The 11,650-nt window shown below is 67.2% G+C and carries 10 protein-coding genes and 2 riboswitches; of the genes, 9 read left to right on the top strand and 1 reads right to left on the bottom strand.

Going from position 1 to position 11,650, the window contains the following annotated elements; translation table 11 throughout:
- Together B1A78_RS17285 and B1A78_RS17280 are read left to right on the top strand one after the other, a co-directional pair.
- On the top strand, window positions 1-1,080 hold a 1,080-nt coding region (locus tag B1A78_RS17285; RefSeq protein WP_077148156.1), incomplete at its 5' end, for a putative porin.
- Window positions 1,080-2,285 carry a carbohydrate porin gene (locus B1A78_RS17280; protein WP_077148155.1) on the top strand — a complete coding sequence of 402 codons (1,206 nt, stop codon included), beginning with the start codon at window positions 1,080-1,082 and terminating at the stop codon, window positions 2,283-2,285. The genes B1A78_RS17285 and B1A78_RS17280, both read left to right, overlap by 1 nt.
- A gap of 40 nt (window positions 2,286-2,325) precedes the next feature.
- Here the strand turns inward: B1A78_RS17280 and B1A78_RS17275 are convergent, their stop codons facing one another.
- Window positions 2,326-3,444, bottom strand: a complete 1,119-nt coding sequence (locus tag B1A78_RS17275; protein ID WP_179102077.1) for an alpha/beta hydrolase — start codon at window positions 3,442-3,444, stop codon at window positions 2,326-2,328.
- A gap of 189 nt (window positions 3,445-3,633) precedes the next feature.
- Here B1A78_RS17275 and B1A78_RS17270 point away from each other — a divergent pair, with 189 nt between their 5' ends.
- The 7 genes from B1A78_RS17270 to B1A78_RS17240 all read left to right on the top strand — a co-directional run bounded on the left by B1A78_RS17270 (window position 3,634) and on the right by B1A78_RS17240 (window position 11,620).
- Window positions 3,634-4,107 carry a hypothetical protein gene (locus tag B1A78_RS17270; RefSeq protein ID WP_077148153.1) on the top strand — a complete coding sequence of 158 codons (474 nt, stop codon included), beginning with the start codon at window positions 3,634-3,636 and terminating at the stop codon, window positions 4,105-4,107.
- Between the two features lie 10 nt (window positions 4,108-4,117).
- Window positions 4,118-5,380, top strand: a complete 1,263-nt coding sequence (locus B1A78_RS17265) for an FAD-dependent oxidoreductase (protein WP_077148152.1) — start codon at window positions 4,118-4,120, stop codon at window positions 5,378-5,380.
- Window positions 5,381-5,404: 24 nt separating this feature from the next.
- The gene (locus B1A78_RS17260) at window positions 5,405-6,277 is read left to right on the top strand and encodes an alpha/beta hydrolase (protein WP_077148157.1); all 873 of its coding nucleotides are present in this window, start codon (window positions 5,405-5,407) and stop codon (window positions 6,275-6,277) included.
- 217 nt (window positions 6,278-6,494) lie between these two features.
- Window positions 6,495-6,707, top strand: a riboswitch (cobalamin riboswitch).
- A gap of 111 nt (window positions 6,708-6,818) precedes the next feature.
- Window positions 6,819-7,427: a cob(I)yrinic acid a,c-diamide adenosyltransferase gene (cobO, locus tag B1A78_RS17255; RefSeq protein WP_077148151.1), complete on the top strand. Its 609-nt coding sequence runs from the start codon at window positions 6,819-6,821 to the stop codon at window positions 7,425-7,427.
- Entirely contained in the window at window positions 7,424-8,725 is a 1,302-nt protein-coding gene (locus tag B1A78_RS17250; RefSeq protein WP_077148150.1) for a cobyrinate a,c-diamide synthase, read from the top strand. Before cobO ends, B1A78_RS17250 begins: the two co-directional genes overlap by 4 nt.
- A gap of 12 nt (window positions 8,726-8,737) precedes the next feature.
- A riboswitch (cobalamin riboswitch) is annotated at window positions 8,738-8,929 on the top strand.
- Window positions 8,930-9,074: 145 nt separating this feature from the next.
- Window positions 9,075-11,027, top strand: coding sequence for a TonB-dependent siderophore receptor (locus tag B1A78_RS17245; RefSeq protein ID WP_077148149.1), 1,953 nt, complete (start codon window positions 9,075-9,077; stop codon window positions 11,025-11,027).
- 32 nt (window positions 11,028-11,059) lie between these two features.
- On the top strand, window positions 11,060-11,620 hold the full coding sequence (locus B1A78_RS17240) for a hypothetical protein (protein WP_077148148.1): 561 nt from the start codon (window positions 11,060-11,062) through the stop codon (window positions 11,618-11,620).
- The last annotated feature ends 30 nt before the right edge of the window (window positions 11,621-11,650 follow it).

The raw sequence follows: 11,650 nt of genomic DNA, 5'->3' as shown, positions 1-11,650 counted from the left end.
GCCCCCGCCCCGCCGCCGGCCGCATCGCCGCTCGCCGCCGCAAGCCCCGCATCGGGCGACAGTTTCCGCATCCCCGGCCTCGACGTCAGCGGCGACATGCGCGTGCGGCAGGAATGGAATTTCGTCGACGGCCGCGACCGGTCGCGCACCGCCGTGCGCGCCCGCCTGCGCGCGGCCTACAAGATCGACGATCATTTCGCGGTCGGCACCCAGATCGCGACCGGCGATCCGGACGATCCCAATTCGACCGACGTGACGCTCGGCAATTTCGTCGACGATTTCCAGGTCTCGCTCGACCAGGCGTGGATCCGCTACACCAACGGCGGCTTCGCCACCTATGCGGGCAAATTCCCGCAGCAGTTCCAGCGCACCGACATGCTGTGGGACGGCGATGTGTCGCCGCAGGGCGTCGCGGCGGCATATGGCGCGAACATCGGCAAGGCACGCGTCGACGCACGCGGCCTGTGGTTCGTCATCGACGAAGCCGCGGTCGCACGCGACAGCGATATGCTCGGCGGCCAGCTTGCGCTTTCCGCACCATTGTCGTCGGACTTCAAGGCGGGGCTGACAGGCAGCTATTATCACTACCGCCTCGGCTCGGTTGCGGGCGCCGATGCCGGCGACTTTCGCGGCAACCTGATCTCGGGCGGCCGCTATGTTTCGGATTTCCACCTGATCGAGGGCATCGGGACACTGAACTGGGCCGGGCTGTCGCCGCGCTGGCCGCTGAGCTTTACCGCCGACTATGTCCACAACGCCGGCGCAGCGGTTGCCGGAGACACCGCTTTCAACCTCGAATTCGCGGCAGGCCGCACCGCCAAGCCCGGCGACTGGCGCCTCGCCTATAATTATTCCGAAGTCGAAGTGGACTCGGTGCTCGCGGCGTTCAGCCATGACAATATCGACCTGTCGACCAATTATCAGCTGCACGGCTTCGGCATCGGCTATGTCCCCGCCGAGCATCTCCAGCTCGACCTGCTGTGGTATCATTACCGCCCGCTCGACCCGGCCTATGCGGGCGCCCTGTCGCCGAACCAGTGGCTCGACCGTATCCGCCTCGCCTTCATGGTCAGCTTCTGATGCTGGGCTCCGCGCTCGCCCTCGCCGCTTCGGCCACTTCGGCGGTCGAGGCCGCGCCGCATCCGACGCATCATGGCCATCTGCCGCACAGCCACACGCATGCGCCCGAGGAGATCGACGAAACCCACGGCCCGATATTGCTCCAGCTGACATACACCGGCGAGGTTATGGGCAATGCATCGGGCGGGCTGCGCCGCGGCACGCGCTATCTCGACAATCTCGACATCGTGTTCGAGGCCGACATGGAAAAGCTCGTCGGCTGGACCGGCGCGCAGGTGCATGTCTATGGCCTATACAACAATGGCAAGTCGATCAGCGACCTCGCCGGCGACACGCAGGCGGTGAGCAATATCGAGGCGGGCACGCAGGCGCTGCGCCTCTACGAGGCGTGGATCGACCAGAAGATCGGAGACCGACTTTCGGTCAAAGCCGGCCTCTACGACCTCAATTCGGAATTCGACGCGCTCGACGCTGCGGGGCTGTTCGTCAGCAGCCCGCACGGCATAGGCACCGACTTCGCGCAAAGTGGCCAGAATGGCCCGTCGATATTCCCATCGACCTCGCTCGCGGCGCGGCTGCAATGGGCGCCCGCCGAAGGGTGGGCGGTGCGAGCCGCCGTGCTCGACGGCATCCCCGGCGATCCCGATCATCCCGGGCGCACCGCGATCAAGCTCGGCGATGGCGACGGCGCCTTGCTCGTCGGCGAACTCGAGGCCCCGCTCGGCGGCGGCAAGCTGCTGCTCGGGCGCTGGCAATATACGGCGCGCTTCGACCGCAACGGCGGCACGGGAACCGGCAAGGGCAACGCCGGCACCTATGTACGCGGCGAATTTCCGCTGATCGATCGCGCCGAGCGCAAGGTCGACGCCTTTTTCCGGCTCGGCACCGCGGCGGGGCGTTTCAACATGTTCGACGGTTTCGCCAGCGGCGGGCTGAAGTTCAGCGGCTGGGTGCCGGGGCGCGACACGGATGAGTTCGGCATCGCGCTCGCCGCCGCCTTCACCTCGAACAGCTATCGCACCGCGACCGGCGCGGGGTCATCCGAGGTCGCGATCGAGGCCACCTATCGCGCCCCGATCACGCCATGGCTGTCGCTGCAGCCGAGCGTCCATTACATCCGCAATCCGTCTGCCGACCCCGGCATATCCGACGCGCTCATTCTCGGCCTGCGCGCCGAAGCGAGTTTTTCATTCGCGGGCTTCTAGGCTGCTGACGGCGGCGCCCGGAAACGCCGCCGTACCATCGTCATTTCGGCAGCTTGGCCGCGGCCTCCTGCGCGGCGATCGCTTCGCGCGCCAGCACGCCGGCCGCCTGCGCGGTTTCGCGCGACGCGCGATCTGCGGCCTCCGACAGCTTAGTGTGCTGCAGGAAACCGTGGATCAAGGTCGGGAACTCGCGGTAGATTACATAATTTCCGCCCTCGGCCAGCTTTGCGGCATAGGCGCGTTCGGAATCGCGCAGCGGATCGAAACCGGCGGTCGCGATCAGCGTCGGCGGCATCTTGCGCGTCGCGTCGAACAAGGGCGACACTTCGGGCTGCGACAGATCCTGGTCTGGAAAGACGATCGGCAGGATATAGTCGGTGAACGACCGGTTGAGCCGGAAGCCCTCGCCGAACAGCCGCGACGAATTATAGGTCGCGCGCATCGCGTCGACCGGACGATTATCGACCGCGGGGTAATAGAGGATCTGGCACAAGGGCGCGGGCTTGCCCTTCGCCAGCCGGCGGGTGGTCACGACGATCGCCATATTGCCGCCCGCGCTGTCGCCCGCGACACATATCTGGTCGGGCGCGCCGCCGAGGGCCTTCGCCTCGCCGACGACCCAGTCGAAGGCGCTTTCGGCATCGTCCCACGACGCCGGATAGGGATGTTCGGGCGCCATGCGATATTCGACGCTGACGACGATCGCCTTGGCGTCGTTCGCCAGCTGGCGCGACGACAGGTCCGACCCCTCGACCCCGCCGACGAACCAGGCGCCGCCATGATAATAGACGATGGTCGGCAATGTGCCGGCCGCCTTGGGGCGATAGATACGCACCGGAATGCTCACATTGCCGCGCTTGACCACGGCATTTTTCACCGACGCCATTTCGGGCGCCGCCACGGTACCCGCCGCCCAGTCGCCGTTCACCTCGTCGCGGATGGCCTTCATGCCCGCCGCGGTATTGGGATCGTTGCCCGGCTTGCCCTTGGCGGCCTCTTCCTTGACCTTGTCATTTTCGAGCATCGCCTGGATGCCGGGATCGAGCGTCTGGCCGTCGAGACGGATCGGCGCCGCCGCCGGCTGGCCGAACGACAGGGTCGGGAGCGACATCGCCGAAACCACAGCCGCACCCAGAAAAACGCTTTTCAATCTGCCCATCATCAGCTCCCCTTCAGGCCTCGGCCCGCTCGACCATTTGTCGTCGCCATTCATGCCATTGGGTCCGAAGAGCGCATCCGGCTTTTCCGGGTAGCCCCTTGTCCAAGCGGGTAAGTTTGCACCGCCCCCCTAGCGAAGGGCGGCAAATCGAGTGAACATCGCGGCGCATTTCAAGGGGAGAAACGGGTCATGATGAAGCATTTGGTTCTGGCGTGCGCGCTGCTCGCACCCGCGGCCGCCCAAGCGCAGGCGAAGAAAGAACCGCCGGTCGCCGCCGAAGCCGCGCCGCTATCCGACCCGGCGTTCGAGCTGTTCCGCCTCGTCCCCGGCCAGACCGAAGCCTTCATCCGCAGCGTCGCGATCTGGGACCAGGTCAACGCCGCGGGCGGCCAGCCGAAGACCCAGCTCTATCTGCACGAAGACGGCGAGGGCTGGGACGTGATGCTCTACAAACCCCCGCGCGCCGCGCCGACCCCCGAACAAAGCGCGGCGATGGCGGCGAAGATGAAGGAACTCGGCCTCGTCGGCGGCCCGCTCTTCTTCATCGGACTGCGCGAAAAGGTCGCCGATCATGCGCATCTGGTGATGAAGGGTCCGATGCTGTCCGAAGCGTGGGTCGCCGAACTCGACGCCCAGCGCGCCGACCTCGCGGCGCAGAAATAGGGACCGGGCGATGGCGCGTCGAGACGGCGGACCCACGCCCTTTGCCGCCCCGGTATCGCGGCGGCTGCTACTTGGCGGGCTGGCGACCGCCGGCGCACTCGCGACCGGCGCGCCCGCGATGGCGCAGGTCCGGCAGGCGGGCGGCTGGGACGTGATCGTGGTCGGTGCCGGGGTGTTCGGCGCCTGGACCGCGTGGAACCTCCAGCGTCAGGGCCAGAAGGTGCTGCTGCTCGACGCCTGGGGTGCGGGGCATGCGCGCTCGTCCTCGGGCGGCGAGACACGGCTGATCCGCACCGAATATGCAGCGAATGCGCTCTACACGCGCTGGGCTTGGGAATCGCTCGCCGAATGGCACGACCTCGCCCGGCGCCACGAAAGCCCGATCTTTCAAGAGGTCGGCGCGCTCTATTTCTATCCGCAGGACAGCGCGAAGATCGACGAAAGCATCGCGCTGCAACGCAGCCTCGGCATCCCGATCGAGAAATTGACCGGCGCGCAAATGGCGAAACGCTGGCCGCAGATCGACTTCGACGGGCTGACGGTCGGGGTGATGCAGCCGACGATGGGCGCGTTGATGGCGCGGCGCAGCGTGCAGACGCTGGTCGCCGATTTCGTCAAGGCGGGCGGCAGCTTTCGCACCCTCGCGGTCGACACGCCGCGGTCGGACCGCGTGTCGCTCGGCGCGATCACGGGCAATGGCGAGACGCTGCAGGCGGGCCAATATGTCTTCGCCTGCGGTCCCTGGCTGCCGAAGCTGTTTCCCGAAGTCGTCGGCGGGCGGATCGTGCCGACGCGGCAGGAGGTTTTCTATTTCGCGCCCGAGCCCGGCGACGACCGCTTCGCGGCGCCGCATATGCCCGCCTGGGTCGATGCCGGCGATCCCGACCTCCATTACGGCTTCCCCGACATCGAAGCGCGGGGATTCAAGATCGCACTCGACGGCCACGGCCCGAAATATGACCCCGACGGCACCGACCGGCGGATCACCGATCAAGGGCTGGCCGATGTCCGCGCCTATCTCGCCAAACGCTTTCCCGCGCTCGCCAAACGCCCGCTCGCCGCGTCGGAGGTCTGCCAGTACGAGAATAGCGACAACGGCCATATGCTGGTCGATCGGCATCCGCAGTGGAGCAATTGCTGGATCGTCGGCGGCGGCACCGGCCACGGCTTCAAACATGGCCCCGCGATGGGGCGCTATGTCGCGGGGCTGCTGCTCGGGACGGGCAAGGCCGAACCCGATTTCACGCTCGCCGCGCACAAGGTTCATGGCTAGATGACGGCAGGCGGGAGGATGACGATGGCCAAAGTTTGGAAGATATCGGCTGCGGTCACGGCGCTGGCCCTCGCCCTGCCTGCCGCTTCGGCCCAAACACCGCTCCCGCCGGGTCCCGCCTATGCCATGCCGCAGACGCAGATGTTCGAGACCAAATCGGACGGCGGCGAGACCTATCGTATCTTTGTCTCCTTTCCGAAGGGCGAGCCGCCCGCCGGGGGATATCCCGTCCTGTATGTCATCGACGGCAACGCCTATTTCGCCTCCTTCGCCGAAACGCGACGGCTGCTCGAATATGCCGAAAAGGGCAAGGCGCTCGTGGTCGGGGTCGGTTATCCGACCGACGAGGCCTATGACGCCCGCCGAACCGCCGATTTCCTGTTCCCGGTGCCGACCGAAGGCCCGCCCGCGCAGGCGAAATCGGATCCCGCCGCCACCAACACCGGCCGCGACAAATTCCTCGATTTCCTGACCGGCAAGCTCCGGACCGAGATCGGCCGCCGTTACAAGATCGATCCCGGCCGCCAGTCGCTATTCGGCCACAGCTTCGGCGGACTGTTCGCGCTCCATGCGCTCTATGCGCGCCCCGACGCCTTCCAGTCGATCGTCGCGGCCAGCCCTTCGCTCGAATGGAATGTGCAGGACCTGCTGCGCGAAGAGCGCGCGTTCGCGGCACGATTGGCGAGCGGCAAGATCACCCGGACCAGCCGCCTGATGCTGGTCGCCGGCGATCAGGACAGCGACGACGACCCCGAACCCGCGCGCGCACTCGCCGCGCGGCTCGAACCGCTGTCGGCCTATGGCCTCGGCACCCGCTATCGGCTCTATGAGAACGAAATCCACATGACCGTCCCGGCGCGCGCGGTGACGGACACTTTGCGCTTCGCGTTCCGTTAGGCCGGCGGCACCCGTCGCTTGCTCGTGCATGTCTAATGGATTGACATATTAACAGACAGGCGAGGCGACTGCCGTTTCGCAAACCTACCGAATTCTTACGGCCTGCTTTTGACGACAGCGGACCAGCAGCCGCTGGCGAAATCCCGCGAAGGCCAGGCCATTTCGACCCATTGCCAAACGAGGGAACCGCGCTATTGGCCGGCCCCGAAGGCTTCTACCTTCAAAAGACCGCGCCGGTGCCCGTAAGGGCATAATAGGGAATATGGTGAGGCCGCCTGGCCGAATCCATGGCTGTCCCTGCAACTGTAAGCGGCGAGCGCGATGCACGGGCCCGGACGATCGTCCGGGCAGCCACTGGGCCAGCCCGGGAAGGCGTGCGTCAAGCGACGACCCGCGAGCCAGGAGACCTGCCGGTGCGGGTCGCTCGTAGCTGCGGTCCAGGGAAAGGCCATGGCACGGATCATCCCGTTCGGGCGACGAAAATCAGCGGTGCGGTGCCGGTCGGCGCTGCGCCAGAGCGACGTCGTGCCCGGAGGGACAGATGACCGAAGACGAGATCAACGAACGCCACAACGAAAAGGCACGCAAGCGGCAGGCCGCGCGCGTCAAGATCATGGCCGACAAGACACAGGAAAAAGGCCTGCTGATCGTCCACACCGGGAAGGGCAAGGGCAAGTCGACCGCCGCCTTCGGCATGGTGTGCCGCGCGCTGGGCCACGGGATGAAGGTCGGCATCGTCCAGTTCATCAAGGGTGGCTGGGCGACTGGCGAGAAGGCGGTCTATTCGGCGTTTCCGGGGCAGGTCGAACATAAGGTAATGGGCGAAGGTTTTACCTGGGATACGCAGGACCGCGCGCGCGATATCGCCTGGGCGCGCGCCGGATGGGACGAGGTCAAACGGATGATCGCCGACCCCGATATCGCGATGGTCGTCGCCGACGAACTCAACATCGTGCTGCGCTACGAATATCTGCCGGTCGACGAGGTGGTCGCGGGCCTGCTCGACCGTGATGCGATGAAACATGTCATCGTCACCGGCCGCAACGCGCCCGACGCGCTGATCGAGGCCGCCGACCTCGTTACCGAGATGGTGCAGGTCAAGCATCCGTTCCGGTCGGGGGTGAAGGCGCAGCGGGGCATCGAATTTTGACCTCCTCGCTCGCGCCCGGCCTGCTGGTCGCGGCGCCGCGATCGGGCACCGGCAAGACGCTCGTCACCATCGGGTTGCAGCGCGCCTTCAGGTCGGCGGGTCTGCGCATCGCCGCGGCGAAATGCGGTCCCGACTATATCGACCCCGGCTTCCACGCCGCCGCCACCCGGCGGCCGTCGATCAATCTCGACGGCTTTGCCATGGCACCCGACATGCTGCGCGGGCTGGCGGCCGAACAGGCGCAGGGAGCCGACCTGCTGATCGCCGAGACGGCGATGGGGCTTTATGACGGGGCGGGCGCGCACAGCAGCGGCGCAGCGGTCGCGGGGTTGACCGGCTGGCCGGTGCTGCTCGTCGTCGATGCCGAGGGTGCGGGGCAAAGCGTCGCAGCGGTCGCCCACGGCGTGGCGCGCTTTCCGGGCGCGCCGCTAGTCGCCGGGGTCATCGTCAACCGCGTCGCGAGCGACCGCCACGCCGCGATGATCGCCGAAGGCTTCGCCGCGCTAGACCTGCCGCTGCTCGGCATGATCCGCCGCGAGCCGGCGCTGGCTGTCGCCTCGCGCCACCTCGGGCTGGTGCAGGCGCGCGAGGATGGCGCGCTCGACGACCGGATCGATGCGATTGCGGCCATCGTCGCGCGCGACTGCGACCTGACGGCGATCCGCGCGGCAGCGCGTTCGACCGTCCCCGCGCCTGCTGTCCCGCCGCGGCTGCGTCCGCCGGGCCAGCGGATCGCGCTCGCTGCCGACGACGCTTTTGCCTTTTTCTATCCGCACCTCGCGACCTGGTGGCGCGCTGCGGGGGCCGAGATCATCCCCTTCTCGCCGCTTGCCGACGAAGCGCCCCCGTCCGATTGCGACGCTTGCTGGCTGCCGGGCGGCTATCCCGAACTTCACACAGGGCGCCTCGCCGGCAACGTGCGCCTGATGGCCGGGCTGCGCGCCTTTGCGGCGCGCGCGCCGGTGCATGGCGAATGCGGCGGTTATATGCTGCTCGGCCGCTCGCTGATCGATGCCGACGGCACCGCGCATGCGATGGCGGGACTGCTGCCTGTCGAGACCAGCTTTGCGAAGCGCAAGATGACGCTCGGCTACCGTCAGGCGCGGCTGTTCGCCCCGACACGCTTCGCCGATGCCGATGCGCCGTTGTGGGGGCACGAATATCATCACGCCACGATCGTGTCGGGCGACGAGGGCGAGCCCTTCGCGCAGCTCGCCGACGCGGCGGGCCGCGACCTTGGCCCCGCCGGTCACCGCGTCGGCCAGGTGACGGGCAGTTTCTTTCACTTGATCGCCTGAGACGATCCGCCTAACGAGCGGGCCGCGACAGGTTCCCCGAAAGGGGATTGAAAGGGAATGGGGTGCGAAACCCCGGCTGCCCCTGCAACTGTAAGCGGAGAGCCATCGGGCCATATGCCATTGGGACCATCCAGTCCTGAGAAGGCGGCCCGAACCGGCGTCGACCCGCGAGCCAGGAGACCTGCCCGTCGCCGTCGTCTTTCGCGCGGACAGGGTGTGCCGGGCGGACGGGGGTGAACCCGACAGACGACAAAGGTGACCGCGCGGCCGCGCGGGCCGATGTCGTGCGCCCATCGGGGCCAATCGCCATCGACCCCGCGACCAAGCGGTCTTGTCGATGGGGTACCCGATGTTCAAATTTGTCGTTCGAAGTTCCATTTCCCTGGCAACGCTCGCTGCCGCCCTGCCCGCCCATGCCGAAGAGGTGGCCAACGCCGTCGCGGCGGAGGCGGACAGCATCGTCGTCACCGCGACGCGCGCGCCGGTCGCACTCGACGAAATTCCCGCGACGATCACCGTGCTCGACAAGGCGGCGATCGACCGGTCGCAGGATATCGGCGCGACCGAATTGCTGCTCCGCACCCCGGGTATCACCGTGTCGCGCAACGGCGGCTATGGCACCTCGACCTCGCTGCGCATTCGCGGCGCCGAATCCGACCACACGGTCGTCGTCATCGACGGGGTCAAGATGAACGATCCGGCCTCGGCCGGCGGCGGCTATAATTTCGCCAACCTGCTCGTCGGCGATTCCGAACGGATCGAAATCTTGCGCGGGCCGCAGTCGATCCTGTGGGGCAGCCAGGCGATCGGCGGCGTCGTCAACATCGTCTCGGCCCAGCCGCAGAAGGCGCTCGAAGGCAGCTTCGATATCGAGGCCGGATCGCGCGAAACGGTGAGCGCGCGTGCCGCGATCGGCGGCCGCACCGGTCCGCTGAGCTGGCGCATCGGCGGGCAGACGTTCCACACCGGCGGCATTTCGGCCTATGCCGCGTCGTTCGGGGGGACCGAAAAGGACGGCTATCGCAACACCAGCCTGACCGGCCGCGCGACGTTCGACCTCGCCGACAATGTCAGCGTCGATGTGCGCGGCCATTATTCGTCGGCGCGCTTCGACTTCGATTCGACCAGCGGCGACACGTTCGATTACGGACTCAACAAGGAATGGCTCGGCTATGCCGGGCTGAACTTCGACCTGCTGCAGGGCCGCTTTCGCAACCGCATCGCCTATTCGCAGACCGAGACGGTGCGCGACAATCTCAACCCGACGCGCGCGCGGACGTTGAGCTTCGAGTCCGAAGGCCAGAACAAGCGCTGGGAATATCAGGGCAGCTTCGACATTGCGCGCGGCGTGACGTCGATCTTTGGGGTCGAGAACGAACGATCGGACTTCCGCAGCCGCTCGCTCTCCGCATCGCTCACGACCCCCGTCCCGGCCTTCGCGACAGGCCGCGCCGAAATCACCAGCGCCTATGGCCAGCTCAGCGTCGAGCCTGTCGACGGGCTGACGATCAACGGCGGCGTGCGTTACGACGATCATGATCGTTACGGCGGACAGACGCTGTTCGCCGCGGGCGGCGTCTGGCGCCTCTCCACCGGCACCATCATCCGCGCCAGCTATGGCGAAGGGTTCAAGGCGCCGACGCTGTACCAGCTGTTCAGCGAATATGGGAATATCGCGCTCGATCCCGAACAGGCCAAGGGCTGGGAAGCCGGCGTCGAACAGCATCTGTGGGACAGCAAGCTGGTCGTCGGCGCGACCTGGTTCGATCGCACCACGACCAACCAGATCATCTTCAACAGCTGTACCTCGGCCTCGACCAATCTCTTGTGCTTCGTCCCGGGCCGCCCGACGGTGCGGCGGTCGGGTTTCTACTCGAACGTCTCGCGCGGCGAAGCGCATGGGGTCGAAGCGTCGGGGGCACTCAAGCTCGGCGGGCTGACCCTCGACGGCAATTACAGCTGGATCGTCGCCGAGGACCGCTCGCCGGGCACCGCCAATTTCGGCAAGACGCTGCCGCGACGCCCGCGCCATGCCGCCAATGCGTCGGTGAGCTATGCGCTGCCCTTCGGGCTCGACCTCGGCGCCGCGCTGCGCTGGTCGGGGGCGAGCTTCGACAATGCAGCGAACACGACGCGCCTCGACGACTACACGCTCGTCGACCTGCGCGCCGAATATCGCCTGTCGGACAATGTCCGCTTCTTCGCGCGCGCGGAGAATGTCTTCGACGAGCAATATATGACCGCGTTCCGATACGGCACGCTCGGTCGCAGCTTTTATGCCGGTTTCCGGGGGCGCTTCTGATGCGCCGCGATTTTCAGCCAGAGGAGAAGAGTATGACGACGCCTTCGAGCGCGCTCGCGCGCAATATCTGGGTCGGCACCATGGCAGGGTCGAGCACCATCGCCTCGCTGCTGCTCGCCTGCGCAACCCCCTTCCCGTCGCTCGCCGCGCTCGCCGCAACGCAGGTCTCGCGGCGCGACGGGCTGGTCCTGATGTTCGTCGCCTGGTTCGCGGCGCAGGCGGTGACCTTCATCACCCACGGCATGCCGGCCGAGCCCGCGAGCATGATCTGGCCCGTCGCGCTCGGCACCGCGGCGGTCACGGCGCTGCTGGCGTCGGAGGTGTCGAACCGCCTTCTCGGCAAGGCGCATGGCGTGCTGCGCGCGAGCGGCGCCTATGTCGGCGCGTTCGTCGGCTTCAAGCTCGGCATCTTCGTCTGGGTGTCGCTGCTCGACCATGGCTGGTCGGCCTTTTCGGGCGAGGTGCTGCTGCGCCAGTTCGTGCGTTACGGCGCGATCTTTGCGGGGCTGACGGCGGTGCAGCACCTGCTCGAACGCGTCGGCATCCGGCTCGATCGCGGCGGTACCGGCCCGCGCGCGGCGCAGGCCGCATGACGATGCTGCGCCCCGCTGCCGACGGGCCGG

The organism is Sphingopyxis sp. KK2 (assembly GCF_001990265.1).
In the GTDB taxonomy this organism is placed as follows: Bacteria; Pseudomonadota; Alphaproteobacteria; order Sphingomonadales; family Sphingomonadaceae; genus Sphingopyxis.
This window is presented reverse-complemented; position numbering and strand designations above follow the sequence as displayed.

Coding starts and splice junctions, on each gene's coding strand:
- B1A78_RS17260 (WP_077148157.1), top strand. CDS start 5,405: ATGGCCAAAGTTTGGAAGATATCGGCTGCGGTCACGGCGCTGGCCCTC.
- B1A78_RS17240 (WP_077148148.1), top strand. CDS start 11,060: ATGACGACGCCTTCGAGCGCGCTCGCGCGCAATATCTGGGTCGGCACC.
- B1A78_RS17270 (WP_077148153.1), top strand. CDS start 3,634: ATGATGAAGCATTTGGTTCTGGCGTGCGCGCTGCTCGCACCCGCGGCC.
- B1A78_RS17245 (WP_077148149.1), top strand. CDS start 9,075: ATGTTCAAATTTGTCGTTCGAAGTTCCATTTCCCTGGCAACGCTCGCT.
- B1A78_RS17275 (WP_179102077.1), bottom strand. CDS start 3,444: ATGGGCAGATTGAAAAGCGTTTTTCTGGGTGCGGCTGTGGTTTCGGCG.
- B1A78_RS17265 (WP_077148152.1), top strand. CDS start 4,118: ATGGCGCGTCGAGACGGCGGACCCACGCCCTTTGCCGCCCCGGTATCG.
- B1A78_RS17280 (WP_077148155.1), top strand. CDS start 1,080: ATGCTGGGCTCCGCGCTCGCCCTCGCCGCTTCGGCCACTTCGGCGGTC.
- cobO (WP_077148151.1), top strand. CDS start 6,819: ATGACCGAAGACGAGATCAACGAACGCCACAACGAAAAGGCACGCAAG.